Annotated in this window: 23 protein-coding genes and 1 tRNA gene; 14 read left to right on the top strand and 10 right to left on the bottom strand. The window is 56.8% G+C overall.

All coding sequences use genetic code 11. The features are described 5' to 3' along the window. Positions 1-9: 9 nt before the first annotated feature. From BDD14_RS09895 to BDD14_RS09880, 4 genes are all read right to left on the bottom strand, one after another. Positions 10-1,590 carry an ArnT family glycosyltransferase gene (locus BDD14_RS09895; RefSeq protein ID WP_242617855.1) on the bottom strand — a complete coding sequence of 527 codons (1,581 nt, stop codon included), beginning with the start codon at positions 1,588-1,590 and terminating at the stop codon, positions 10-12. Between the two features lie 7 nt (positions 1,591-1,597). Next, positions 1,598-1,903 (bottom strand): DUF3467 domain-containing protein, encoded by a 306-nt coding sequence (locus BDD14_RS09890; RefSeq protein WP_130418660.1) that lies wholly within the window; start codon positions 1,901-1,903, stop codon positions 1,598-1,600. 23 nt (positions 1,904-1,926) lie between these two features. Next, a tRNA-Leu gene (locus tag BDD14_RS09885) sits at positions 1,927-2,011 on the bottom strand. A 149-nt stretch (positions 2,012-2,160) separates the two neighbouring features. Beyond that, the gene (locus tag BDD14_RS09880; RefSeq protein WP_207231711.1) at positions 2,161-2,910 is read right to left on the bottom strand and encodes an MgtC/SapB family protein; all 750 of its coding nucleotides are present in this window, start codon (positions 2,908-2,910) and stop codon (positions 2,161-2,163) included. A gap of 276 nt (positions 2,911-3,186) precedes the next feature. Here BDD14_RS09880 and BDD14_RS09875 point away from each other — a divergent pair, with 276 nt between their 5' ends. Both BDD14_RS09875 and BDD14_RS09870 read left to right on the top strand, forming a co-directional pair. Then, positions 3,187-4,764, top strand: a complete 1,578-nt coding sequence (locus BDD14_RS09875; RefSeq protein ID WP_130418659.1) for a flavin monoamine oxidase family protein — start codon at positions 3,187-3,189, stop codon at positions 4,762-4,764. A 31-nt stretch (positions 4,765-4,795) separates the two neighbouring features. Further along, positions 4,796-5,278 carry a Rid family hydrolase gene (locus BDD14_RS09870; protein ID WP_130418658.1) on the top strand — a complete coding sequence of 161 codons (483 nt, stop codon included), beginning with the start codon at positions 4,796-4,798 and terminating at the stop codon, positions 5,276-5,278. Between the two features lie 74 nt (positions 5,279-5,352). Here the strand turns inward: BDD14_RS09870 and BDD14_RS09865 are convergent, their stop codons facing one another. Next, positions 5,353-6,600 (bottom strand): dipeptidase, encoded by a 1,248-nt coding sequence (locus BDD14_RS09865; RefSeq protein ID WP_130418657.1) that lies wholly within the window; start codon positions 6,598-6,600, stop codon positions 5,353-5,355. A gap of 659 nt (positions 6,601-7,259) precedes the next feature. Between BDD14_RS09865 and BDD14_RS09860 the strand changes: the two genes are divergently transcribed. Both BDD14_RS09860 and gnd read left to right on the top strand, forming a co-directional pair. Then, entirely contained in the window at positions 7,260-10,772 is a 3,513-nt protein-coding gene (locus tag BDD14_RS09860) for a carboxypeptidase-like regulatory domain-containing protein (protein WP_130418656.1), read from the top strand. Between the two features lie 215 nt (positions 10,773-10,987). After that, positions 10,988-12,448 (top strand): decarboxylating NADP(+)-dependent phosphogluconate dehydrogenase, encoded by a 1,461-nt coding sequence (gene gnd / locus BDD14_RS09855; RefSeq protein WP_130418655.1) that lies wholly within the window; start codon positions 10,988-10,990, stop codon positions 12,446-12,448. Positions 12,449-12,542: 94 nt separating this feature from the next. On the opposite strand, the gene BDD14_RS09850 is transcribed toward gnd, so the two are convergent. After that, positions 12,543-12,815 (bottom strand): hypothetical protein, encoded by a 273-nt coding sequence (locus BDD14_RS09850; RefSeq protein ID WP_130418654.1) that lies wholly within the window; start codon positions 12,813-12,815, stop codon positions 12,543-12,545. A gap of 331 nt (positions 12,816-13,146) precedes the next feature. Further along, positions 13,147-13,320 (bottom strand): hypothetical protein, encoded by a 174-nt coding sequence (locus BDD14_RS31720; protein WP_165420009.1) that lies wholly within the window; start codon positions 13,318-13,320, stop codon positions 13,147-13,149. 189 nt (positions 13,321-13,509) lie between these two features. Here BDD14_RS31720 and BDD14_RS09845 point away from each other — a divergent pair, with 189 nt between their 5' ends. The 3 genes from BDD14_RS09845 to BDD14_RS09835 all read left to right on the top strand — a co-directional run bounded on the left by BDD14_RS09845 (position 13,510) and on the right by BDD14_RS09835 (position 15,917). Continuing rightward, the gene (locus tag BDD14_RS09845; protein ID WP_130418653.1) at positions 13,510-13,896 is read left to right on the top strand and encodes a HesB/IscA family protein; all 387 of its coding nucleotides are present in this window, start codon (positions 13,510-13,512) and stop codon (positions 13,894-13,896) included. A 106-nt stretch (positions 13,897-14,002) separates the two neighbouring features. Beyond that, on the top strand, positions 14,003-15,202 hold the full coding sequence (locus BDD14_RS09840; RefSeq protein ID WP_130418652.1) for a type II secretion system F family protein: 1,200 nt from the start codon (positions 14,003-14,005) through the stop codon (positions 15,200-15,202). Positions 15,203-15,248: 46 nt separating this feature from the next. Then, on the top strand, positions 15,249-15,917 hold the full coding sequence (locus tag BDD14_RS09835) for a DUF2959 family protein (RefSeq protein WP_130418651.1): 669 nt from the start codon (positions 15,249-15,251) through the stop codon (positions 15,915-15,917). 29 nt (positions 15,918-15,946) lie between these two features. Here BDD14_RS09835 and BDD14_RS09830 read toward each other — a convergent pair whose 3' ends face one another. Continuing rightward, on the bottom strand, positions 15,947-16,510 hold the full coding sequence (locus tag BDD14_RS09830) for an HdeD family acid-resistance protein (protein ID WP_130418650.1): 564 nt from the start codon (positions 16,508-16,510) through the stop codon (positions 15,947-15,949). Positions 16,511-16,744: 234 nt separating this feature from the next. On the opposite strand from BDD14_RS09830, the gene BDD14_RS09825 reads away from it, so the two are divergent. Genes BDD14_RS09825 through BDD14_RS09800 form a run of 6 tightly spaced genes read left to right on the top strand, consistent with a single transcriptional unit; the run spans position 16,745 to position 22,466 of the window. Further along, positions 16,745-18,379, top strand: a complete 1,635-nt coding sequence (locus BDD14_RS09825; RefSeq protein ID WP_130418649.1) for a GspE/PulE family protein — start codon at positions 16,745-16,747, stop codon at positions 18,377-18,379. Between the two features lie 46 nt (positions 18,380-18,425). Then, positions 18,426-19,469: a type IV pilus biogenesis protein PilM gene (locus BDD14_RS09820; protein WP_130418648.1), complete on the top strand. Its 1,044-nt coding sequence runs from the start codon at positions 18,426-18,428 to the stop codon at positions 19,467-19,469. Then, entirely contained in the window at positions 19,469-20,206 is a 738-nt protein-coding gene (locus tag BDD14_RS09815) for a PilN domain-containing protein (protein WP_130418647.1), read from the top strand. The genes BDD14_RS09820 and BDD14_RS09815 overlap by 1 nt, the downstream gene beginning before the upstream one ends. Further along, positions 20,203-20,877, top strand: a complete 675-nt coding sequence (locus BDD14_RS09810) for a hypothetical protein (RefSeq protein ID WP_207231710.1) — start codon at positions 20,203-20,205, stop codon at positions 20,875-20,877. Before BDD14_RS09815 ends, BDD14_RS09810 begins: the two co-directional genes overlap by 4 nt. Beyond that, positions 20,874-21,467: a hypothetical protein gene (locus BDD14_RS09805; protein WP_130418646.1), complete on the top strand. Its 594-nt coding sequence runs from the start codon at positions 20,874-20,876 to the stop codon at positions 21,465-21,467. Before BDD14_RS09810 ends, BDD14_RS09805 begins: the two co-directional genes overlap by 4 nt. A gap of 9 nt (positions 21,468-21,476) precedes the next feature. Further along, positions 21,477-22,466: a type II secretion system protein gene (locus BDD14_RS09800; protein WP_130418645.1), complete on the top strand. Its 990-nt coding sequence runs from the start codon at positions 21,477-21,479 to the stop codon at positions 22,464-22,466. 58 nt (positions 22,467-22,524) lie between these two features. On the opposite strand, the gene BDD14_RS09795 is transcribed toward BDD14_RS09800, so the two are convergent. Further along, on the bottom strand, positions 22,525-22,884 hold the full coding sequence (locus BDD14_RS09795; RefSeq protein ID WP_130418644.1) for a VOC family protein: 360 nt from the start codon (positions 22,882-22,884) through the stop codon (positions 22,525-22,527). A 114-nt stretch (positions 22,885-22,998) separates the two neighbouring features. After that, complete coding sequence (locus BDD14_RS09790; protein ID WP_130418643.1) at positions 22,999-23,418, bottom strand: MerR family transcriptional regulator; 420 nt, start codon at positions 23,416-23,418, stop codon at positions 22,999-23,001. 151 nt (positions 23,419-23,569) lie between these two features. Between BDD14_RS09790 and BDD14_RS09785 the strand changes: the two genes are divergently transcribed. Continuing rightward, positions 23,570-24,628: an SDR family NAD(P)-dependent oxidoreductase gene (locus BDD14_RS09785; RefSeq protein WP_130418642.1), complete on the top strand. Its 1,059-nt coding sequence runs from the start codon at positions 23,570-23,572 to the stop codon at positions 24,626-24,628. The last annotated feature ends 2 nt before the right edge of the window (positions 24,629-24,630 follow it).

Genomic DNA, 24,630 nt, shown 5'->3' with positions numbered 1-24,630 from the left:
CCTGATTCCTTAGGGCAGAGTCAGCGAGGCATTGACGGCACGGGGGAAGCGAAGGACGGCGGCCCACTCGCCTTTGCGCCGCGCCTGCCAGACGATCTCACCGTGAAGAAGCGCCGCGGCTTCGGAAGGCGAGAGATCGTGATGGAAGTCGAAGTATTTCGAATTGAGTCGGGTAGTTGCCTTGCCGAGGTTGAGCTGGTTTCGAGGGGGCTCCCACTTGGTCGAGAAGAGGAGAGCGGTGTCATATTCTCCGGGATCCTGCGCAGCGCGGGCCATCTGATCGATTGCGAAGTTCTGGAGAGAGACCACCTTGAGAGGCTTGCGAACGTAACCTAGCTCCGGCCGGGTAAGCTCGGCGCTTGCAGGCCATGCGGTGAGGACGGTCGCCTGAGGATAGCGGTTCTCAATGAGGGAGGCCGCCTGCTGATGCAGAACGATCATGTCGCGGTAGGTGAGATTGTCTTCGGGTGCGAACGCATAGGGTGGATTGATCCAGATGCCGGCCAGAAACCCGGCTCCGGTGAGTATGGCGAGCAACCACCAGTTTCTCAGATGGCGCTGCCAGACCGTAATACAGAGAAGCAGCACCAGGGGATACATCGGCAGCAGGTACCGAGTGAGCAGGGCGCCGCCGAGCACAGAGAAGGCAATCCAGTTGGCAATAAGAATCGAGAGGATGGCTGCGAGTGTGCGTCGCGGCAGTGCGTGAGTTGTCGACGGCTTGAGCGGAATAAAGAGAGTTGCGATGGCGCACACGACCGGAACATACATGTTCATATGCGTGGCCAGATGCAGGAAGCGGTGCCACAACGAGAGAAGAATGCGGAGGAGGTCCAGATTCGCGGTTGCGTTGTAGCGCAGGAACTCGGGATTGCCAAAGATGAAACCGGTTCGATGGCGATGATAGGCATACCACGCGACCAGAGGCAGCAGAGGAGAGAGAAGCGACGCGATCCAGAGGGCGTGCGAACGGCGCTGTGACGGGTTACGCGAGCGAAAGAGAAGAAATGCCTCGAACCCGGCGAGCGCAAGCGGCGTAACGATGGCGGTTTCCTTCGAGAGGGCGGCGAAGGAGAAGAGACCGGAGGTGAGGATCTGGTTTTCGGAGCGTGGCTCGAAGTAAAGCGCCAGAGCCCACAGCGTGAAGGCTGCGGCGAAGATATCGGCATGAGCGAGGGTGCTTTGCGCGAACCAGATTGGATAAACCGCTGTGAGGACCACCGTGGCGATGGCCACCGGGATGTTCCGCAGGGTCTTCGCGAGATGAAAGACCGCGACGAGCGCAGTGGCGGCAACCATGACGACGAGGGTACGGGTTCCGCTGACGACGAATCCGGAGACATGCCACCACGAGGCGAGCAGGATGGAAGGCAGGGGCGGATGGGCGTTGGAGAGCGTGGTCTGAGGAATCAGCGAGCCGGTACGAAAGAAGTCCCACGCGGCAGGAATGTAGTAGCCGGCCTCATCCCAGAAATAGGGGAGACGAAGCAGCGTCAGGTGGGAGAGATAGATTGCGGCAAAGAACAACGGAAAGAGCAGTCCCGTAGGAAGGTCGGCGGGAGCGCGGCGGGAGTCTTGAGACGATTGCACGCGCCTCTTAATGGACGGGACCGCCGGCCTGGGGAACCTGTTGATCGAGGGTAATTGTCCCGAAGGTCTGCTCATACTGGGCAAGATTGTGGCCCAGCACGTTGAGCAGGGCTTTGGCCTGTTGCGGGCTGAGATAGATTCCCTGAAAGTTTTTGACGGATAGTTCGTCGGGCGCGTCCTGGCTCATGGTTCCGAAGACGAGCAGAAAGTCCCATACGGACATGCGGACCTGGACACTGTTGGCGTACCCCTCGCGGTAGTCCGGAGTCGTAGAGAGGTTCAGCTTCGGTTCAGCGGGTTTCGACTGACTCATGCAAATCACTTTCTAAAAAGAGTTGGTGCGAAAGGGGGGACTTGAACCCCCACGGATTGCTCCGCCAGATCCTAAGTCTGGTGCGTCTGCCAATTTCGCCACTTTCGCAACTGGTGCTAAACGAATCAATCTTCAGCGTTTAGCGAATGCAGGTTCCTACTGTTCTTCGAGACTGCATCGACATTTGAATTGTACGGTCTTTCCTGAGTGTGCGATAGTCCCGGGAATCAATAGCCACCGTCAGCGAGGAAGGGGTGCTACTCGATCTCCTCTGCCGTTTCCGTCCATTCGACGGATCGGATCCAAGGGAATGCCCTTAAGTCCTCAACAAGTGCCTTCAGAACATTGGGATCACGAGTCGGCGATTCCAAAACCGCCTGAACGATTGAGGTATCCGTCTCCTCGACCTTCTCGGCGCGAATCTTGCTGAGCACAAGTAAACGTGCGGCGATGGCTCGAGTGACCTGATATTCCGCCTCTGTCTGGTGCTCGCTGTCGCAGAGCAGCCTTAGACGATACAGCGTATGAGTGTCCAGCATGGCGAGAGAGCGCTGGTCGATATAGCGAGAGAGCGGACGCAGGACCGAATTGATCGCGATCAGGAGCACGGTCACAAAGACCGCGTCGAACATCTCTCCTGCTCCGGCACAAGCTCCCACAGCAGCCGAACACCATAGAGTGGCTGCAGTGTTCAACCCGCGAACATTGCCGCCATCTTTCATGATGGCGCCTGCCCCCAGAAAGCCGACTCCAGAGACTACGTAAGCGATGACCTGAGTTGTTCCGGGCGCGATGGTCAGTCCGAGATCGACAAAGGCGGCTGCTCCAAAACAGACAAGCGTATTCGTTCTCAGTCCGGCCGCGCGTTGTCGCCATTGACGTTCTGCACCGATGCAAGCTCCCAGAACCAGGGCCACCAGGAGACGCGGAAAGCTCGGCTGATAGATCAGGGAGACTGAGTCCGACCACCAATGGAGCCAGGGATTTGTCAACGGATTTATCGGCACGGCTCTTTCATCGTAGATGCCTTATCCATAGTAAGGATAGGTCAAGAACGTGCGGTGGTTTTCAGACGAAATTTGTGACTAGCTGCTCGAGATATCTGGAAATCCCGGGAAGGTTACGGTACAGTGAATCCACAGATAAACGATCTGCAGTAGTTCTTCGCGATTGGCCAAGATGCCTCTCGGGCGAAGCTCCATCTCTTTTGACAATCCAACTTTCAATCTTCCCGACGATAAGGGGAGTTGATCGCAAATCCTTCCAGGGCGAGGTGTCTTTCGATGGGAATCACCAGGCGCGATTTTCTTATGCGTGTAGGGCAGGCTGGCGGGTACAGTGCTGCGTTCACAACCATGCAGTCGCTGGGACTGATGCCGATGAAGGCGACGGCTGCAGAGCCGATCGCAGCGGCAGCCGGAGCAGGCAAGGGAGTAAAGCTGGTCGTATTGGGCGGCGGAGTCGGTGGACTGGTGACAGCCTATGAGGCGAAGAAGCTGGGATACGACGTTACGCTGCTCGAAGCGCGGCATCGGCCCGGCGGAAGGGCCTGGAGCGCTCGAAATGGTGATGTGGTCGAGTTCGTCGATGGAACGAAGCAATCCATCAGTTGGAGTGAAGGACTCTATCAGAACATGGGACCTGCACGGCTTCCATCGGTGCATGGAACGATGCTTGGCTATTGCCGGGAACTGAAGGTTCCCCTCGAGGTTGAGGTCAACACGTCGCGCTCGTCGCTGCTGCAGAGCGACAAGATAAATGGCGGCAAGGCGATATGCCAGCGCAAGGCGATCAACGATACGCGCGGGCAGGTCAGCGAACTGCTGACAAAGGCAATTGCCGGCGGCGCACTCGACCAGGAACTGAGTACCGAGGATCGGCAGAAGATGGTCGACGTCCTGAAGATTTATGGTCCGCTCGATAAGAGTGGAAAGTATGTCGGCTCCGATCGCGCCGACATCAAGCGCTATCCCGGCGCCGGGCCCAAGACGATGATTGTTGATGATCATCCGCTTAGCGTTCATGAGTTACTGGATGCGAACTTCTGGAGCGCTGAGCTTTACGAGGAGGCGTGGGACTGGCAGGCAACGATGTTCCAGCCGGTGAATGGCATGCAGCAGATCTCTATCGCGCTCGCCAAGAGCCTGGGACCGGTCGTTGTTTACGACGCTCCGGTAACGGAGATTGCGAAGACGGCCAAGGGAGTCCGTGTGGGGTATGGCAACGGCAAACATATCGAGGCCGACTATGCGGTGTGCGCAATGCCCCTGACGATCCTCAAGAAGATCAAGGCCGATCTGGATCCGGCGCATCGTGCTGTGGTCGACCGCGGAGGCGCGTCGTACCGCGGTTCCTGTAAGGTGCCGTGGGAGTCGCGTCGGTTCTGGGAGACGGACTACAACATCTATGGTGGTCTCTCCTTCCTGTCTCAGGGGCCGAGCCCGATCTGGTATCCCAGCGCGTCGATGTTCTCTGATCGTGGCATCATCGTCTCCGGTTATATGGACGAGGCGATGGGCGGTTTTGACCAGCTCACCATAGAACAGAAGTTTGAAGCCTCCCGCGCTTCGATCGAGAAGCTGCACCCGGGCCATGGCAAGGAGCTCGAAAAGCCAATCTTCTGCGGATGGAAACACATCAAGTGGAACGAGGGCTCATGGATTGGGCAAACGCCTAAGGAAGATTACGACGTGATTACCGCACCGGATGGACCTATCTACTTTGCGGGCGATCACACCAGCCACGTCGTGGGGTGGCAGGAGGGCGCTGCGGAGAGCGGAAGGCGTGCCGTCCAGATGATCTGCGACAAGGTGAAGGCGGCGCGGCTTGAGGGCAACCATCGTCAGACGGTTTCGGCGTAACAGCGAAAGAGATCGATAAGGAGACTGTTGGATGAGGAAGAGTTTACTGGCAGCAGCAATGATGGCCGCCTGCGCGTGCTCCATGCAGGCACAGACGGTTGTGAAACATATCCAGGACGAGAAGGCCGCCATCGCGAAGGGCGTGTGGGTCGGCGATACGTATTACCTGAGCGGACAGCTTGCCTCACCTGTTACCGCAGCCGATCCGGCAAAGGGAACGCAGGCCGATTACGGCGACACCAAGGTACAGGCGGCAAGCATCTTCCCTAAAATTCAGGCAGCTCTGAAGGAGCAGGGGCTCGACATGAAGGATGTCGTGAAGATGACGGTCTTCCTCGGACCTGATCCCAACACCGGCAAGCTGGACTTCGCCGGAATGCAGTCGGAGTATGTGAAGTATTTCGGGACCAAAGAACAGCCGAACAAGCCGGCGCGCTCGGCCTTTCAGGTTGCAGCGCTTGCGGCTCCGTGGGCGGTGCTTGAGATCGAAGTGATTGCCGTGAAGAGCAAATAACACTGCGAAGGAAGATAAGAAGAAAGGGACCCGATAGGTCCCTTTCTTCTTGCGGGCGTCGATTGAAGAGTGGCTTATTTTTTCGAGATCTCCGAATGAATCGCAGGAGTGGAGCCAAGCTCCCGTGCACGCTGTTCTACAGCGCGCATCACACGCAGAAGATTGCCTCCGTAGATCTTCTTGATGTCCTCGGCGCTGTATCCCTTCTTCAGGAGTGCGCGGGTAAGAGCCGGAAACTTGTTGTAAGAATCCAGCTCTGGCGGAACGCATGCGACGCCGTCGAAGTCCGTGCCGAGGCCGACGTGGTCGACTCCTCCAACTTTGACTGCATGATCGATCTGAGCCACGACATCGGCCAATGTGGCTGGGGGGACCTTGCTTGTGAACTCGGAACGTAGCTTTTCGATTGCCGCAGCTTTGGCCGCCGGGTCTTCGAGCTTCATCGCGGCCATGTACTGCTCGCGCATCGAAGCCTGGAGCGGCTTTGCCTCATCGAAGTAGCGCTGGGAAAGGAACTCGCAGCCGAAGTTGATCTGAACCACTCCTCCCTTGGCTGCCAGTGCCTTGATCATCTCGTCGGTCATGTTGCGGGTGTAGCTCGTGACTGCGCGACAGCCGGAGTGCGAGGCGATGATTGGAGCCGAGGAGGTCTCAAGAGCATCCCAGAAGGTCTTATCGGCGGTGTGAGAGATATCGACCATCATGCCCAGGCGATTCATCTCCCGCACGACATCTTTTCCAAACGGGGTGAGGCCGTCGTGATGAGCGACTTTGGGGTTCTCTGCGTCGCCCTGGGAGTCTGCCCAGTTATTCGTGTTGAAGTGAGTCAAAGTCATGTAGCGAACGCCGAGCGCATAGTAGTCGCGCAGCAGGCGCAGCGAATCTTCGATCGCGTGGCCGCCCTCGATCCCCATCAGCGCCGCGATCTTGTGCTCCTTGTGTGCGCGAACGATATCGTCTGCTGTCGTGGCAAAGACGAAGTCCCTGGGATGTGCCGCGATGACGTCTGTACGCACGGTATCGATCATCTGCAGCGCGCGATTGGCGGAGTGGTTGCCGTTCCCATACTCTGCGCCGACATAGACTGCGAAGAACTCAGCGCCTAGGAAGCCCTTCATCCTGGCAAGGTCGGTCTGACCGCGCTTATTCGGCGTGGCAATGTCATAGCCTTCAACGGTTAGCGAGGTCACATCGTTATGCGTGTCGATGAGAATGGCATCCCGGGTAATGCGATCGACCTCAGCCTGCGTAGCCTTGTGCTGTTGAGCGGCAAGAGGAAGTGCAAGGAGAACAAGAGCGGCGGCGACAGACACACGTTGCATAAGCAAAGAGGGGCGCCCTTTCGAACGAGTTGAAATTTGGATTCCGTTCCTTACACCATAAGGCAAACGCCTGGGGAACGCGACGGAGAGATGTGCGAATCGTATGGATGCGACAGAGGAACGGGACGCCAGAAGGACGTTGATCCTGCCTCCTGTTCACAGTGAATTTTAACGTCACGTGAATATTTTTATTGACACTTCAAAGTTGGTCGGCTAGGCTCGAACCCAATACCACAAAGGCTATTTTTCACGTTGGGTGGGGTCACGGATTTCCTAGGGCCCTGCTTTTAGAAGTGTATATTTAGCTCCCTTTCGTAGCGATGCAAGGGAAGAGCAGAGACAATGTCTGTCAGTCTGTTCGATGTTTCTCGTAGTCCAATTTGCCTTCTATAGAACTCCGGCGACGCAGCCGGTGAGCAGATTGTAGAGACCCCCGCAGCTATCTACAGCGATCACGAAAAGCCATTTCCTCGTCCGAAGATCTCAGGCGATAGCCTCTCCGTTTTTCTATGACGGTCGTTGCACTTCACGGTGCGGCTCTGCTCGACGTCTTTCCGGATCCTGATTCTTACTTGTCTGCTCTTTGAAGACCTTTCTCCCGTGGCCTGGACGCACAGGCTGTGACCTACACATGTGTTGAATACCCGCTGGAGGCCAATATGTATCGCTTACAAGAGAAGATTTACAGTTTTGTTCTACTCGTCGTGTTCTTGGTTGTGGCTGGAACAACAGTGCAGGCGCAGTCGAACTATGGAGCGATCCGCGGAATCGTGACAGATGTTCAGGGCGCGGGAATTCCCGGTGCGGCCGTCGTTCTGACCTCGGACGCAACGAAGATCTCGAGAAGCACGGTGAGCAACGGATCAGGCGAATATGTCTTCAGCGCAGTGGATCCAGGAAAATACACCGTAACCGTGACGAGCGATGGATTCAAGAAATCCCAGGCGATCGGGCTGACGGTTGATTCAGGTAACACGATCGGCCACGATGTCAAACTCGAGTTGGGTTCAACGAGTCAAAGTATTGAAGTCATAGCAGCCGATCCTGTCGTTGACAACACGACGTCTTACAACGGGCAGACGATCGACTCACAGAAGTTGCAGAACCTGCCGAATCCTGGCCGAAATCCATTTCTGTTTTCGAAGCTCGACAACAGCGTGACACCTGTTGGAGATCCTCGTTTCGTCCGCTTTCAGGATCAGAGCGGTTCCTCGACCATTTCAATTGCCGGCGGCCCGATGAGTTCGAACAACTACTCAGTCGATGGCGTGCCGATTACTGACTTCAGCAATCGCGCTGTGATCATTCCAAGTATCGAAGCGGTTGAAGAGGTCAGGGTACAAGCCAACACCTATGACGCCGAGATCGGACGCACCAGCGGCGGTATGTTCAACACGACATTGAAGTCCGGTTCAGGGGCGCTGCACGGTGTGCTGCAGGGCGAGACACGACAGACGAACTGGGGCGCAAACACCTTCTTCAATAACCGGAGCCCAACTACGATCGACGGTGTGTCGTACCCCCAGACTCCTCGAGGAGCGGCGGAGTTTTACTCGTATGTAGGCAGCTTGTCCGGTCCTATCCCTCTACCCAAGTGGCTCGGCGGCAAGGACAAGACCTTCTTCGCGATCACGGAAGAGGGATACCGGCAGCGTTCGCCTTACGTCAACAGCACTCAGTTTGTGGTCCCAACGGAGCTTCAACGCGGCGGTGATTTTTCTGAGATTGGCACAGTAGTCGGAGGCGCCTGCACCAGCGGCGTGTGCATTAAGAATCTGGCACTGTCGACGTCGACGAATCCCGTTTACTACGCGGGAAATAAGATCACGAACATCAACCCTATCGGCCAGCAACTGATCAACTCGTATCCTCATCCCAACACCAGCATCACAGCGCTTGGCAAGGCGAACTACAACGGATATGACACACTCGGCGATCGCGCTGACGAGTTCAACGGCAAGCTGACTCACCAGTTCTTCAGCAGCTGGCTGGCGGACTTTTACTATATGCACTACGGCAGCAAGGAACCTGGTGGTAACCCGCTGGGGAACGTGGCCGGTTCTTCCGGTTCGTACCTGCTGTACCGCAAAGTCGATGCCATGGGTATTCAGAACACCGTCACAGTGAACCCCACGACGGTGTTAACAGTGGGCTTCGGTTTCAACCGTTTCCCTAACGACACGCAGGACATCAGCAACGGCTTCGATCAAGCTACCCTCGGCTTCCCAAGCTACTATCTCGCTGCTCAATCCAAGAAGGCATTCCCTCGCATCACGACCGAGGGAAGCTGCCCAGGAACCACTCTCGTCTGTGAAGGCACATCGAATTCCGGGCCCGTCGTATTCTTCTCGCGTAACTTTGTCGTTGGTGTGGCAAAGAGCTGGGGAAAGCACAGCTTCAAGGTTGGCTATAACTACCGGTCGATCAGCGAAACCTTTACCAGCTTGAGCGATACCTCGGGCACGTTCAGCTTCAATGCGCTCTCCGGCGCTGCTGCGGCTGATATCCTCCAGGGCATTCCCACGACTGGAGCGTTGATCGTTCCTTCGCAGTTGGCTTACAACACGGCGTATCAGGCGGGCTACTTTCACGATGACTGGCGTGCCACTCAGCGACTGACGCTGAACCTTGGGATGCGATATGAGTTTGAGCCCGGTATTCACGAGCGAAATAACAACATCTCTGTCGGGTTCGACCGCAATGCTACGTACAACGCGCTTAATTCCGGCGTTCAGGCCAAGGGCGGCGTTGAGTTCGCCAATCAAAACGGCTATGGCACGAACACCGGCAACATGGGCAGCAAGATCAATCCGCGTGGTGGTTTCGCTTACGCGGTCGACAACAACACCGTCGTAAAAGGCGGCTACGGCGTCTTCTATGCCCCGCTCTACTACACCAACACCAATGGTTATGCTCCGGGCTATATTCTGACCAACTCGATTGCCACTCAGGGAATTGGCAATGCGTCCATCACTCTGAGCAATCCATACCCGTCTATCAAAACACAGCCTACGGGCAATGCCAACGGATACGGCACAAGTATTGGCACTACGCTGTCGCTGATCGATCAGGGCAGGCGATCGCCGTTGTTCCAGTCCTATTCGTTGGAGGTGGAGCGCGAGTTCCCGATGGGAATCGCATTCAAGATGGGCTACGTGGGCGGTCATGGCCGTAACCTTCCAAACAGCCTCAACATCAATCAACTGCCCGACAGTCAGTATTCAAAAGGGGCCACTGCCCTTGCAGTCCAAACCCCCTTCGCCTATTCGGGTGTAGGCCAATGGAAGACAGGTACTCAACCTCTCTACCAGTCGCTGCTTCCATTCCCGCAATATCAGGGCATCACGATGGCGCAGAGCTCTGGCGTCTCAACCTACAACGCACTCAACGTGAAGGTTCAGAAGCGGTTTACCAAGGGCATCATGGTGCTCGCGGCATACACCTGGTCGTCTAACTGGGACAACATCTGGGGCGCCTACGGATCGTCGAACAGCCTCAACAGTGGGAACAACGGACCGCAGGACATCTATAACCTGTCCAGTGAGTATGCTCGCGCAACGAACAACATGCCCAACCGCTTCACCGTTGCGGGTACGTATGAGCTGCCATTTGGCCGCGGAAAGAGGTTCCTTGGCGGGGCGAACCGCTGGGTAGACATGGCTGTTGGGGGCTGGCGCTTCCACGACGTCATGATCATCCAGAATGGCGGCCCGCTGGCAATCACGCAGACCAGCAACATCAGCGGTTATGGCAATAGCACGCAGCGTCCGACGATCGTCCCGGGTATCAACCCCTGCAAGTCTGGAAGTCCGGAAGGTCGTATCCCACAATACTTCAACCCCTTGGCGTTTGCGGCGACACCGCCCCCAACCGCCGGTGGAGCTCTCCCTTACGGCAACCAGCCTCGCGCCAGCAACTGCTATGGTCCGGGTTACCTCAACTCCGACTTGTCGCTTAACAAGGACTTCCGCGTCTCAGAGCGCGTGCACGCCGAATTCCGCGCGGAAGCCCTGAACGCCTTCAATACACCGCAATTCGCCACTCCGAATCTCTCGATTGGTTCTTACAACACGAGCTCGGGCACCACATCATACAACTCCGGCGCGGGCCAGATAACCGGTACGTTGGGTTTCCCGCGATTGGTGCAATTGGGAGCAAGGCTTTACTTCTAAACACTGAGCACAATAACAAGGCAAGGGCACCGCAGATGCGGTGCCCTTACCCATTGGAGCAATAAGGGGAGACCGCTCGTACTGTCCTGCGGTTATCTCCATGTGATAGAAATGCGAGACCGGCACAGATTGTGCCGGGCCTAAAGTGCATCTTGCGCTAAACCTGATTTTACTTTCGACACCTCATGAAGGATGTCGACCGTGGAGAGATTTGAATGGCTGACGGAACTTGCGATATTGGCTTGATTGGTCTGGCGGTGATGGGCCAGAACCTTGTGCTGAACATGAATGATCACGGATACAAGGTCGCCGTGTTCAACCGCACGACCTCGAAGGTCGATGAATTTATCAACCACGAAGCGAAGGGAACCCAGGTTGTTGGAGCGCACTCGGCCGAAGAGCTGTGCAAGCTGTTGAAACGTCCGCGCCGCGTGATGCTGATGGTGAAGGCCGGCGATGTCGTCGATCAGACCATCGATCATGTGCTGCCTTATCTTGAAAAGGGCGACATTATTATCGACGGCGGAAATTCACTGTTTACCGACTCGAACCGGCGTCGGAAAGAGCTTGCGGAGAAGGGAATTCTGTTCATCGGCACCGGCGTCTCGGGGGGCGAGGAGGGAGCGCGCTTCGGTCCCTCCATCATGCCTGGTGGAGATCCCGCCGCGTGGCCTCATGTGAAAGAGATCTTTCAGGCAATTGCCGCCAAAGTAGAAGATGGTTCACCCTGCTGCGACTGGGTAGGTCCGGACGGCGCCGGCCACTACGTCAAAATGGTGCATAACGGCATCGAATACGGCGATATCCAGCTGATCTGCGAGGCCTATCAGCTTCTTAAAGACGCGCTTGGGATGACGCCGGATGAGCTGAGCGAGATCTTCGCTGAGTGGAACAAAGGCGAGCTCGACAGCTATCTGATCGAGATTACGACCAAGATCTTCGCCAAGAAGGACGACGATGGCAAGCCCATGATCGACAAGATCCTGGACACGGCCGGTCAGAAGGGAACCGGCAAGTGGACGGCGATCTCCGCGCTCGATCTTGGTCAGCCAGTCACCCTGATCGGCGAAAGCGTCTTCGCTCGTTGCCTCTCGGCGCTCAAGGATGAGCGAGTCGCCGCTTCAAAGATCCTCGAGGGTCCGAAGAAGGTTCTGACGATCTCGGAGAAGAAAGAGTTCATCGAGGACGTGCGGCGGGCTCTCTATTGCTCGAAGATGGTAAGTTACGCGCAGGGCTACATGTTGCTTCGAGCCATCGAGCAGGAGCAGAAGTGGGAGCTCAACATGGGAGGAATCGCATTGATGTGGCGCGGCGGCTGCATCATTCGCAGCGTCTTCCTCAGCAATATCAAGGCGGCCTTCGATAAGAATCCGAAGCTGCAGAACCTTCTGCTCGACGACTTCTTCTCGAGCGCGTTGAACAAGTATGGATGGTCGTGGCGCAAGGCGATCATTCATGCGATCGAGATCGGTGTTCCCACGCCGGCTTTCTCCACCGCTCTGGCGTTTTACGACGGTTATCGTACCGAGCGTCTGCCGGCGAACCTGCTGCAGGCGCAACGTGACTTCTTTGGCGCCCATACCTATGAGCGCGTCGACAAACCACGCGGCGAATACTTCCATACCAATTGGACCGGTCAGGGAGGTCGTGTTTCTTCAACGACCTATAACGCTTGATGGAAGTGGGATAACGAAGAAAAAATGTAAAACGGAGGGCAAGCATATTTGCTTGCCCTCCGTCTTGGGGAGTGAAAGTTTCGGCTCGAGGTCTTTATCTCAGCCGCTGCCAGGCATCGTAGGTAAAGATGCCAACAATACTTATCGTCATGGCAGCTGCGGCGAATCCCAGAACCCGGATTGCAGGACCGATCTTGTTTACCTTTCGTATGATCTCGTTCTGTTCCTGCTGTTCGTGAGTCTCTCGCTCGTTCAGGAAGAGTTGGTCTTCCTCATAACGAGTGAGTTGGCCGCGATATGCGAGCAGCGCCAGAAAACAGGCTGCCACGACTCCCCATACGATGAGCATGATGGGTATTGCGCTCATAGGTTGTCCCTCCACCCTTTGCAGGGCCAGCAAAATTGGGCGATCCGGGCTGGGCCATTTGCGGGCCGGCAGCAGGCTCGGATGGCAGCGAGGGCCGTCCGAGGGCATAATACGCTTCCCGCTAAAAGATCAACCAGCTTTTTGTGAGGAGTTGTTCTCTGTCAGGTTCGGGTGGCAGGCGCACCTGTTCGATGGCTCGGGCCGCAAGCCCGATACGACTGCAAGTTGAATTGCATGTATGGCTTACATATATGCGCGAACGTAAAATCTTCAAAACAATGCGTTTGGGCATATGTGAATCACGGCTGGGAGGGCTGATTTTTCTGGTGCTTTAGCGACGGGCGATCATATATAAGCCAAAACCAATGACGGCTAGAAAAATGAGAAGGACCATGCCGATCAGAAATGCGATGAACTGCGAGGCGCGTTTGGCTGCAGCTTCAGAAGGTTGCGTAATTCCAAAGGTATTGATGAAGGCGTTCGCGAGGAATAGAAGGGGCTTCATAGGTTTCCGGGGTTAACCTTGCTAGCCCCGTGGGTGATGTTACCAGTTTCTCTTTTCCTTTCGAGACTGCATCCGGAACAGTGCGGAGACATCCAATAAGTTGATGTTCCGCCAGGACGCCTCTAGAGGCTTGCCGCTGGGATTGAGGGAGCATACACTTAAAGAGTCTGAGAGAGACAAGGAGATTCAATGTCCACTGCCACCGTCACCCCTACCGCTGAAGTTGTTACTGGCACACCTGTTTCCAGCCAGCCTGTGACCCTGACCCCCAACGCAATTGCGAAGGTTAAGGAGATTATGGCATCTCAGAATCCGGTTCCCGCCGGTCTGCGTATCGGTGTGGTTGGGGGCGGATGTTCCGGTTTTCAGTACTCGATGTCGTTCGAGAACCAGGCGGGCATGATGGACAAAGTCCTTAAGTTTGACGATTTGAAGGTATTTGTCGATGCTACCTCTGCGGCGTACCTGATCAATTGCACTGTGGACTACGTAGAAACGCTCGAGGCCGCCGGCTTCAAGTTCGAGAACTCCGCTGTGAAGTCGACTTGCGGCTGTGGATCGAGCTTCAGCGTCTAAGGGACGATTTAGATTTTCGGAAAGCCCCGGTCATCCGGGGCTTTTTTGCTGCGTAAAGCCGTCTCTTGAACGTCTAAGATGAAATGAACAGGGTTCAGTATTTGCTATGAATGAGTTTGTAATTCGGCTGGCGGATGAGCGAGGAAGGGTGTTGGAGCAGACCCACATGGCGGCTACCGCCGATGAACTGCGGGCTCGCTTTACTCAGGCCGGTTACTACGTGTACTCGGTGAAGACGCGGGGAAATCTTGGGGGTAACCGCAAGAAGGTCAAGCTCGAGACGTTTCTCATCTTCAATCAGCAGTTCCTGACCTTGATCCGTGCCGGGCTTCCGATCCTCGGCTCTCTCGACCTGTTGGGTCGCCGGCAGAAGCTGCCTCAATTTCGCGCACAGCTCGAGGACGTTGCCGCCCGCGTGAAGACGGGTGAGTCGATCTCGCAGGCGTTCGAGGCGCAGGGCGGTTTTCCTCTGGTCTACACAACGACTCTCCTGGCAGGAGAACGCTCCGGGAATCTTGAAGAAGTTCTGCAGCGTTATCTTGATTTCCAGCGCGTCTCCCTCACATTTCGCAAGAAGCTCAAAGCCAGCCTGATCTATCCTGCACTCCTGATTTTCATGGTCATCGGGCTGTTCATCTTCCTGATCACCTTCGTGGTTCCAAGATTCGCCCAGCTGTATGAGCAGCTGGGAACAGAATTGCCCGCGCTCACGGTATTTCTGATGGATCTGGGCAGAAACGCCCAGCACTATGGAATCTATTTCGCGGCCGCGTTGGGCGGTCTGGGATATCTTTTCTATCGCTGGACCAAAACTGATTCGGGCGCGACGGTGATCGACCGCGTCCGCATTGCCATTCCAGTCTTCGGGGATGTGTGGCTGAAGTACCAGGTGGGTCTATTCTCCAGAACGCTTTCAACGCTGCTTACCGGGGGCCTCCCTCTCGTCCCTTCGCTCGAGACGGCGGCGCGATCCATCGATTCGCGGCAGGTGGCAAATGCCATTCTTCGCTCGGTTGAGACTGTTCGCGAGGGCAAGGGACTGTCGAAGAGCCTGGAGCAAACCAAGGCATTTCCGGAGCTCGCGATCGAGATGATTGAGGTGGGCGAGTCCACAGGAGCGCTCCCTCAGATGCTGAACTCGGTTGCCGAGTTCTTCGAAGAGGATGTGCAGACAAACCTCACCGCTGCGATGAGCCTGATTGAACCTCTCATCCTCGTCGTGATGGGTGTTGTCGTTGTAACCATTCTGATTGCGCTCTATCTCCCGATCTTCAGCCTGGGAGCCAGCGGAATGAGTGGTCATTAGGGTCGGGCCCCGTTGGAATTCAACTCATCCTTCTGAGAGGTTGTCGATGAACTCTGCTGGTAAGGCTCGTTGCGCAACGGCTTGCGCACTCCTGCTCCTTTTGATGGCTGTCGGCTGCACAAGGACGTACTACAAGGCGATGGCCACGTTGGGCAAGGAGAAGCGAGACATTCTGGTCTCGCGAGTGAAGGACTCGAAGAAGGAGCAGCAGCAAGCCAAGGAGCAAATCAAGACGACGATGGAATCCTTCCAGGCGCTCACCGGTTTTCAGGGCGGTCAACTGGAGAAGAATTACAAGAAATTGAATAGTGAGTATGAGAAGGCCGAAGACTCGGCAAAGAAGCTTCACGACCGCATCGATTCGATCGATAAGGTTTCCAACGATCTTTTCAGGGAATGGCAGAAGGAGATCGATGGAATGGAAAATCGCAAGCTGAAGCAGCAGTCCGTCGAGATGCTGCGCAAATCACGCCTGCAAGAGGCCGGTTACATCAAATCGATGCGCCAGACAGAGGCCCGTATGACGCCTGTAGTTGCTGCCTTCCACGATCAGGTGATCTTTCTCAAGCACAACCTGAACGCGCGAGCGATAGGGTCCTTGAAGGGAACCTCGGCGAAGATCTCAACAGACGTCGATGTCCTGCTGACCAGCCTTGATGGATCGATGGCGCAGGCAGATGCGCTGATTCAATCTCTCGATTCGTCCAGCGCGTAGGTATCCGCGACAAATTCTCTTGTCGGCAGCTATAGTGCGGCTTTTAGAAAGCGCTTCGCGCTGAGCGACAGCATGAGGCGAGAGAATCCGCTGAAGAGCATGCTGATGCCTACGAGTGTGCCGATAGCCCAGAGTGAGCTGGAAGGCCATTGACGCCAGATCATCACCGCGAGCAGAAGGGTGACGAGCCCGTCGAAGAGAAGCCACCCGGCTCCATGGCGGGGTCGGATCTGGAAGAAGGAGATGATCTCAAAGATTCCTTCGAAGAGCAGGTAAAAGGCCAGAAGAAGGGTCAGAGAAGCAAGGCCGGCGACCGGATGAAGGATGAGGTAAATACCGGCGAAAAGGTATGCAAGCCCAACAAGAACCTCCCAGATCCGGCTTCCCGTGGTGTGGCTCTTCCAGGCGAAGACAAAGTGCGTGATGCCGCTGACGATCAGTGCCCAGCCGACGAAGATGGTGACGCCGATTCCGCCGAGAGCAGGAACCAAGAGGGTGCAAAAGCCAGCCAGAATCAGTAGGATGCTGAGGAAGATCGACCAGTTGAGGGTCCCACGGGCGAAATCGGAGATGGGGTGAATCGTGTCGCTCATATCGAAGTTCTCCAAAGATGTGAGTTTTTAGGACCGAATACTTCAAACAAAGCGAGGGGGCCGAATAGTACGATTGAACTATCAGGGTCGGCACGGGTCGGGCCAATTGCGGTCTGGCGCACGGTAAATCTGAGGATAGTTGTTTATTTTGTTGCAAAGAAAAGGTTTCAGGTTGTCTGAAAGCCGTTCGAGGCCTTCAGGTGACGCTTCCATTGGCATAGGAGTCTTACGGGTATGGCAAATCTTCCGCTGGCGATCCCAGTCAATGAACTGGGAATGGACGAATTCGAGCGCGCACAGTCTCTGGCGCGGAGATACCATGCCGATTTTATCGATCTGAAAAACTTCAAGATTCAGCACGATCTCTTCAAGCGCGTGCCGGTGGACATGATGTTCCGTTACAACTTCGTGCCACTGGAGCAGATGGGATCGCGTCTCGCAATTGCAGTCTCGGACCCGTCGAAGCTGATGGTGCTCGACGAGATCTCGGGCCTTCTGGGCATGCGCCTGGTCACGCGTGTGGCTACGCTGTCGCAGATTACCGAGCTGCTGAAAAAGACAGAGCAGTCGCAACGCGTACTGGATGAGGCCAGTGAGGGACTCGCGTTTGACGTTCTCTTGAGTGAAGAGAATCAGGACGAGAATATCTCAATCGAACGACTGACGAGCGAAGACGATATCTCGCCCATCATTCGCCTGGTCGATACGACGATCTACACTGCGCTCGAGCGCCGTGCATCGGATATTCACCTTGAGACCTTCGATGACTCTCTGCTGGTGAAGTACCGTATCGACGGCGTGCTGCAGCAGGCTATGGCTCCCATTGCGCGGGAGCACCACCAGACCATTCTGTCCCGCATCAAGGTCATGAGTGAGCTTGATATCGCCGAACGCCGCGTTCCGCAGGACGGCCGCTTCCGTGTGCGGTACAAGGGACGGCTGATCGACTTCCGCGTCTCGATCATGCCTACGGTTCACGGCGAAAACGCAGTGCTTCGCGTGCTCGACAAGGAGTCGATGAGCGAGAAGTTCAAGAAGCTCTCGCTGGATGTCGTGGGGTTTGCCGCTCACGATCTTGAACGCTTTCGTCGCTACATCAAGGAGCCATACGGCATGGTGCTGGTCACCGGCCCGACCGGCTCAGGCAAGACCACGACGCTCTATGCCGCGCTTAATGAGATCAAGAGCGAAGAGGACAAGATCATCACCATCGAAGACCCGGTCGAGTACCAGATTCGCGGGATCACGCAGATTCCGGTGAACGAAAAGAAGGGCCTCACCTTCGCCCGTGGTCTGCGTTCCATCCTTCGTCACGATCCGGACAAGATACTCGTCGGTGAGATTCGAGATGCTGAGACGGCACAGATCGCAATCAACTCCGCACTCACGGGTCACCTGGTCTTCACGACGGTGCACGCCAACAACGTGGTCGACGTTCTGGGCCGATTCCTGAACATGGGAGTCGAGCCCTACAACTTCGTCTCGGCGCTGAACTGCATTCTCGCGCAGCGGCTGGTTCGCCAGGTATGTGATTTCTGTGTGAGGGATGTTCGCTACAATGAAGCGGAGCTGCTTGCAAGTGGGCTCGATGTCGACGAGTGGCGTAACTTTCGCTTCCGGGAGGGAGCCGGATGCATCGAGTGCGGAGGGACGGGATATCGTGGTCGCTCGGCCATTCATGAGCTATTGGAGCTCGACGACGAGATTCGCGAGATGTTGCTGGCGAAGAAGCCGGGAAGCGAGATTCGCAAGAAGGCCAGGGAGAAGGGGATGGCATTTCTGCGCGATTCGGCGCTTGAGCGGGTTCGCGATGGCATCACGACCCTCAAAGAGATTAATAAGGTGACCTTCATCGAGGCGGGACGGTAGTCTCAGGGCAAAGGGTCACGATAAGAACAGGATAAGCTGAGACGGAATGGAGATTTTCCCGAAAACTTTGGGCTCACGTCCCCGGCTTGCAGTTGAGCTGAGGCCGGATGGCGTTGTTGCGGCGCGCGCGGAAGATGCCGCAGCCTTGTTGACTGCGGTTGCTGGAAGCCCACTGGATGGCAGGGCGCTGCAGATCAGCCTGAAGGCTGGTAACTTTTCCGATCTCAATCGGGTTGTCTCCGCGTTGCGCGAGACACTTGACGCAGTCTCTGGTCGATCGGGCGACAGGGGGCTGGCTGTTACGGTCATCGTGCCAGACGCTGCCGCACGAGTCCTTCTTCTGGAGTTCGACGCCCTGCCTGCAAAGCCGGTCGAGGCCCTGGCCGTGGTCCGGTTCCGCTTGAAGAAGCTTTTGCCGTTTGACAGCGATCATGCGGCGCTGAGTTACCAGGTGATGTCGACCGATAAGAACATGGTGCGAGTTCTCGCTGTCGCCATGCCTCATGAGGTTGTGGCGGAGTATGAGCAGGCCGTGATCGCTGCCGGCTATACCCCTGGTGCGGTACTTCCAAGCACGCTGGCCGCACTGGCTGGCTTGGACGAACAGCAGGCTGCAGTCCTGGTGGTCAATGCGGGACACGGCGGGATTACGACGGCGATCGTGCGCGCGGGAGTGCTTCTGCTGCATCGCTCGCTCGAGCTCGCGAATGATGTTCCTGGCACTGAGGATCCCGATGCCATCTTGCACGTCAGGGTCGGCGAAGAAGGTTATGATCGCATCGATGCAGAGGCGGCGATTGAAGCGCAGGTACTCGCATCGGCGGAGGCGGCCATGACAGGACGCGAGATCGCTCAGGCCGTGAGCGTCGCTGCAGCTTACTTTGAGGACACGTTAGCCGTTGCACCCGCCGAAATGCTGTCCGCAGGAACCATGGGAGCGGAGACTCTGCGCTTAGTCCTCGAAGAGAATGGATTCGAGGGAGCCAATGTGAAAGAGATCGTGGGAGCGGAAGCTCTGGCGGCGGGCACAGCGACCACTCATCTGTCACGAGGCTGGTTGGCCGGCGTCCGGGGAGCGTTGAGAAACTGATGCGCATCTCGATCAATCTTGCGACACGCCCTTTCGTCGAGCTGCGTCCTCTCTACGCCAGGCTGCGCCTTGCGGTAATTGCTCTGGCGCTTCTCGCAATCGTCTTTGGCGTTGCGCTGCACTCCCTCGACGCAAAAGCGCGAGTTGCTCAGGCGCAGATGAACGCTCTCAAGGAAAAAACGCTCCAGTATCAGCAGCAGCGGCAACGAAATGAGACACGGATGCGGCAACCGCAGAATATGGCGGTCCTTGAGCGAAGCCAGTTTCTGAACGCCTCGTTCGCGAAGAAAGGCTTTAGCTGGACCGCGGTGATGATGGATTTGGAGCGTGTCCTTCCTGCCGGCGTCCAGGTGACCAGTATTGAGCCTGCGACGAATAAAGCCGGCGAGGTAAACATCCGGCTGCGAGTGAGCGGCGAACGCGAACGTGCGGTCGAGTTGGTTAGAAATCTCGAAAAGTCGCAACGCTTTGTTGCGCCCCGCCTGGCCGGAGAGGCAGCGCAGGCACAGGAGGGACATGGTATGGGCTCTCCCGCGCTCTCTCCTGGAGCGGTTGAGTTCGAGATCTATAGCGGATACAACCCGCTCCCCGAAACTCCAGTGAAAACTACAAAAGCAGCGTCATCTGGCAGTAAAGATGAGTCTCAATCAACGGGCTCGGCTCCTGCGAAGACCGCACCGTCAGGACGCGGAACCAAAGCTTCTCCGCGGCGTCCCCGGATGGGAGCGTCGCGATGACCACAACAAGCCAGGCCAGATTTGCCGGGAACCTGCAGACTCTTTCGGACAGAGCGCGCGTCCTGATGACGCGGCTGAACCTCTACTACGCAGCTGTTGCGCTGCTCACGGTGGTCAATCTTTATCTTCTGGCTCAGATGGCGCTGGCGTGGAGGGCGGCGAACAGTCAGAACGCCACCGCGTTGGAGCAGCAGACCATTGCGATGAAGACGGCTGAGATTGCTACAAAGCCTCTCGAGGGGCTCGATGGCAAGTTGTCGGAGGCAACTGCCGATTCGGATCAGTTCTATGCGAAGCGCCTTCCCATTGCATACTCCGACGTTGTCGCCGAGCTTGGCGAACTGACGAAGAAGCAGGGCGTGAAGTTGACGCGAGTGCAGTATGCCGATTCGCCAGTGCTCGAGGGCGCTACCGGCGCCCTTACCGAGGTTCGCATGGATGCGAGCCTCAGCGGAGATTACCGTCCTCTCGTTCTCTTCATCAACTCGCTCGAACGCGACAAGATGTTCTTCCTCATCCGGGGTGTGACGCTGACCGGCCAGCAGAGCGGCACGGTCGGCCTGCGTCTGAGTCTGACCACCTACCTACGGTCGACGAAAGGCCTCATCCCCGCAACAGGATCGCAAAATACCTCACCCTCGGACGCGGCAGGCGGAGGCAAGGCGCGATGAAACGGACTCCCGACGTCCAGAAGAAAGCGATCGCCATCGGTGGATTCGTTGCGCTTGCAGCCGGAATCCTGTACTACCAGCTTTCTGACGACAGTCCTGCGCCTCGGGCTCAGCAGCCGGTCGCAGTCCAGACGAGCCGTCCGGCAGCTTCGCGAAGTTCGGCGGGGGTGGCCAGGGAGGTCGGAACAGCCTCGACGCAGCTGGATCCTACATTGAAGATGGGACCAATGCTGGTAGCCGAACAGTTGGTCTACTCCGGCACAGGACGAAATATCTTTTCCGCATCGTCGGCGCCCATCGATATCCCGAAGCCGGTCGCATCGGCACGGCCAAAGGTGTCTGCTCCGGTGTACACTCCTCCCCCTGGGCCGCCCCCGCCGCCCCCGATCGATCTGAAGTTTTTTGGTACTGAAACTACATCGAAAGGGAAACGGCTGGCCTTTCTGCTGCATGGAGAGGATGTCTTCCTGGCGCAGGACGGCGAAGTTGTACAGCGCCGCTATCGCATTCTTACCGTCTCGGCGAATTCCGTGCTGGTAGAAGATATGACAAACAACAACCGGCAGTCGCTCCCGCTGATTGTTCATTAGGTGAAGGCGATGCAATCCAGGGAGAATGGCGCGATACGACAGGGCGAAGAGGGCTTCATGCTCATCGGCGTCATCGTGCTGGTTTTTCTTGTGATGCTAACGCTGAGTATCGCGGCTCCGAAGGTCGCGCGCAACTTGCAGCGAGATCGGGAAGTGGAGGCGATTCACCGTGGGAACGAATATGTGAGGGCGGTTCAGCTCTACTACCGTAAATTCGGGCGCTATCCGGGAACAGTGGATCAGCTCGAAAAATCCACCAATATCCGCTTCCTCCGCCAAAAGTACCCGGATCCAATGACTGGTAAGCCTGACTGGAGACTGATCCACATCGGTGAGGCGAAGACCACGGTGAAGGGTTTCTTTGGTCAGCCGCTGGCGGGGGTTTCGGGGGGGGCAGGGGGGCTTGGAGCAGCGTCTTCGATGGTGTCTTCGGGGCAGGGTGGATCGACGGTGGGCGGCTCGACGATGGGCGGAGCGCCGACGTCGGGCATGACTGGCGGCTTTGGCTCCTCCTCGAGCCCCTCTGGATCTTCCGGCTCCAGCGGTTCTTCGTCAGCCTTCAGCCTCGGTTCCAGTAGCTCAAGTTCGAGTCCGATGTCGGGATCGCCGAGTTCAACCCCTGGAGGCACCGTTTCCAGCGGATCCTCGAACGGAACGGGAAGCCAGTCGGCGACCAGCTTTTCCGGCGGCGGAGCTCCGATCGTCGGCATCGGAAGCTCACGTTCGGGATCGTCCATTACGATTTTGAATGAGCAGTCGACTTACCAGACCTGGGAATTTATCTACGACCCCAGAATCGAGCAATTGAAAGCCGCTGGGGCTATGTTGGGAGGGGCCGCGAGCGGGGGCTCCGGCTCTTCTTCAGGATTCGGATCATCGCCGGGATTTGGCTCGCCCTCAAGCCCGACGTCCCCCGGCTCGAATTCTCCAGCCCTCGGTTCTCCCACGGGCTATGGTTCGGGCACCTCAGGAAGCCCTTCCTCAACGAGTCCGCAATGATCTGCGTCCTCATCGGACGACGCAGATCATTCAGCTACTGACGCTCGCGCGTATGATTTCAGGCTTGTTTGGCCTGCCACAGAGCGATCGAGGCACCTGTCGGGTCCACCAGCATGGAAAACCAGCCGTGGCCTGGAACTTCCTGGTCTCGCATGAGAACCTTTGCTCCGAGCGCGATCGCTTTGTCCGTTGCGACCTTGAGGTCTTCGACGCCGATGTAGGGAAGCCACGCCGTGGCGGGGCCTTCCATGCTGTACATTCCGCCGCCCGGGCCGCTGACAGGTTTGAAGAGGGAGTAGGTTCCAGCAGATCCCATATCGATATCGTCAAAGCTCCAGCCGCAGAGCTGACTGTAGAAATCCTTGGCTTTGGCCAGGTCTGGGGTGTTGAGCTCCATGTGAACGAAGGGCTGTGCCATCGGAAGTCTCCTTTTTCAAGAGGCGAAATAACAGATGCGGTCCATGCTACTCCTGCCCGCGTCAGACCTGAAGGGAGCCTATGGTGAATTTCCGAATATTTTGTGGCCTGTGGACTATTCTGCGGTTGTTCTTCTCTTTTTCCCGATGCCGGATGAAGGCACTACCACCGGACGCCGAATCGGAATCAGCCCTGCCGAGGGTCCCTGCTGCTGCTGCTGCATCCTTGCCAGCATCTCGCTTCTGACATAGTCGACAAATCCCTGCATCTGACGATTCATCTCCTCCATGCGCTCTCGCATCTGGAGGATGACGGCGATGCCGGCGATATTCACTCCCAGGTCCCGGGCGAGATTGAGGATAAACTCCAGCCGCTCCAGGTCTTCATCGGTGTAGAGGCGAGTATTTCCCTCACTGCGAGAGGGGCGTAAAAGTCCTTCCCGTTCATAGAGTCGCAGTGTCTGGGGATGAATCTGGTACATCTCGGCGACTGCCGAGATCATATAGGCCCCTTTGCTCTTACGTTTCGTCGCCATGGCTTTGTCCCTGCTTCCGTTTTACCTTGTCCGTCGAGGGATTCCTGTATCTCTTATTTTTCTTAGAAGAAGTCTAGCCTGCCAGCTCCGATTGGCGTCAAACAACATCAGCTATGCTTACCAGACTAACGCACCGGATCGGATGCCCATCATGAAGCGAACCCCTCTTGTTCTTCAGATGCTTACTGGAGTGGCCGCCGCTACGGTAGCCTTTGCGCTGGATTCCCGGAGGCGGGGAAGCGAATCGCGGCGACGTTCCGAGAATCGAGTCGTACTCATTACAGGAGGCTCGCGCGGTTTAGGCCTGGCACTGGCCGAACGATTCGCCAGAGCGGGCAACAGGTTAGTCTTGGCTGCACGCGACTTGAATGAGCTCACGGAGGCGCGCGCCACCCTGCTGAAGCGTAAGGCGGCTCGCGCTCCCGAGGAGATCCTGCTCATCCCCGCCGACCTTACGGATCCGATTCAGGCGGCAAGCCTCGTCGAACATGCCATCTCCCACTTCGGACGTATCGACGTGTTGATCAACAATGCGGGAATCATGGAAGTAGGTCCATTTGAAGATCAGCCGCTCGAAGCCTATCAAAGGGCTATCAATACAAATTTCTTTGCCGCGCTTCATATGACACAGGCCGCATTACCGCACATGCTTCATCGCAATGGTGGGAAATCGCCGGCGATCGTCAATATCTGCTCCATTGGCGGAAAAGTCGCCGTGCCGCACATGCTTCCTTACACGGCGAGCAAGTTTGCTCTGGTTGGATTTTCCCAGGGGCTTCACGCCGAGATGCGGCATAAGGGGGTTCGCGTGACTACGGTGTGTCCGGGGCTTATGCGAACAGGCGGCCACGCCCGTGCTTCGTTCGTAGGTGATCGAAACAAGGAAGCGCGCTGGTTCAATCTCGGAGCCACGACACCGATCGTCGCAGCTTCTGTGAAGCGAGCGGCAAACCATATCTACAAAGCGGTTGCCCAGGGGCGCGCGGAGGTCATCATTACACCCCAGGCGTGGCTTGCCGCACGTATGGCAGCGCTGGCGCCGGAGACCACGCAGCGGTTGGCCTCGCTGGTGAACGAATTCGTGCTGCCGGCTCCGGTTGGTTCTATTGCGAGTCGCACGCCGGCCCATGCAGACGAAGACGCTGGAAGGCCACGGCACATCGGGACCACTGCTCCCTGGGCGTCTCCAGGAAATGAACCGGTGATGTAGCG

Origin of the sequence: Edaphobacter modestus (assembly GCF_004217555.1) — a bacterium.
GTDB classification, from domain to species: Bacteria; Acidobacteriota; Terriglobia; order Terriglobales; family Acidobacteriaceae; genus Edaphobacter; species Edaphobacter modestus.
Note: the sequence above shows the minus strand (reverse complement) of the source record. Positions and strands in the feature narration are given on the sequence as shown.

Bases quoted from the DNA above. Each gene is read 5' to 3' on its own strand.
- BDD14_RS09890 (WP_130418660.1), bottom strand. From the start codon at position 1,903: ATGAGTCAGTCGAAACCCGCTGAACCGAAGCTGAACCTCTCTACGACT.
- BDD14_RS09875 (WP_130418659.1), top strand. From the start codon at position 3,187: ATGGGAATCACCAGGCGCGATTTTCTTATGCGTGTAGGGCAGGCTGGC.
- BDD14_RS09870 (WP_130418658.1), top strand. From the start codon at position 4,796: ATGAGGAAGAGTTTACTGGCAGCAGCAATGATGGCCGCCTGCGCGTGC.
- BDD14_RS09865 (WP_130418657.1), bottom strand. From the start codon at position 6,600: ATGCAACGTGTGTCTGTCGCCGCCGCTCTTGTTCTCCTTGCACTTCCT.
- BDD14_RS09860 (WP_130418656.1), top strand. From the start codon at position 7,260: ATGTATCGCTTACAAGAGAAGATTTACAGTTTTGTTCTACTCGTCGTG.
- gnd (WP_130418655.1), top strand. From the start codon at position 10,988: ATGGCTGACGGAACTTGCGATATTGGCTTGATTGGTCTGGCGGTGATG.
- BDD14_RS09850 (WP_130418654.1), bottom strand. From the start codon at position 12,815: ATGAGCGCAATACCCATCATGCTCATCGTATGGGGAGTCGTGGCAGCC.
- BDD14_RS31720 (WP_165420009.1), bottom strand. From the start codon at position 13,320: ATGAAGCCCCTTCTATTCCTCGCGAACGCCTTCATCAATACCTTTGGA.
- BDD14_RS09845 (WP_130418653.1), top strand. From the start codon at position 13,510: ATGTCCACTGCCACCGTCACCCCTACCGCTGAAGTTGTTACTGGCACA.
- BDD14_RS09840 (WP_130418652.1), top strand. From the start codon at position 14,003: ATGAATGAGTTTGTAATTCGGCTGGCGGATGAGCGAGGAAGGGTGTTG.
- BDD14_RS09835 (WP_130418651.1), top strand. From the start codon at position 15,249: ATGAACTCTGCTGGTAAGGCTCGTTGCGCAACGGCTTGCGCACTCCTG.
- BDD14_RS09830 (WP_130418650.1), bottom strand. From the start codon at position 16,510: ATGAGCGACACGATTCACCCCATCTCCGATTTCGCCCGTGGGACCCTC.
- BDD14_RS09825 (WP_130418649.1), top strand. From the start codon at position 16,745: ATGGCAAATCTTCCGCTGGCGATCCCAGTCAATGAACTGGGAATGGAC.
- BDD14_RS09820 (WP_130418648.1), top strand. From the start codon at position 18,426: ATGGAGATTTTCCCGAAAACTTTGGGCTCACGTCCCCGGCTTGCAGTT.
- BDD14_RS09815 (WP_130418647.1), top strand. From the start codon at position 19,469: ATGCGCATCTCGATCAATCTTGCGACACGCCCTTTCGTCGAGCTGCGT.
- BDD14_RS09810 (WP_207231710.1), top strand. From the start codon at position 20,203: ATGACCACAACAAGCCAGGCCAGATTTGCCGGGAACCTGCAGACTCTT.
- BDD14_RS09805 (WP_130418646.1), top strand. From the start codon at position 20,874: ATGAAACGGACTCCCGACGTCCAGAAGAAAGCGATCGCCATCGGTGGA.
- BDD14_RS09800 (WP_130418645.1), top strand. From the start codon at position 21,477: ATGCAATCCAGGGAGAATGGCGCGATACGACAGGGCGAAGAGGGCTTC.
- BDD14_RS09795 (WP_130418644.1), bottom strand. From the start codon at position 22,884: ATGGCACAGCCCTTCGTTCACATGGAGCTCAACACCCCAGACCTGGCC.
- BDD14_RS09790 (WP_130418643.1), bottom strand. From the start codon at position 23,418: ATGGCGACGAAACGTAAGAGCAAAGGGGCCTATATGATCTCGGCAGTC.
- BDD14_RS09785 (WP_130418642.1), top strand. From the start codon at position 23,570: ATGAAGCGAACCCCTCTTGTTCTTCAGATGCTTACTGGAGTGGCCGCC.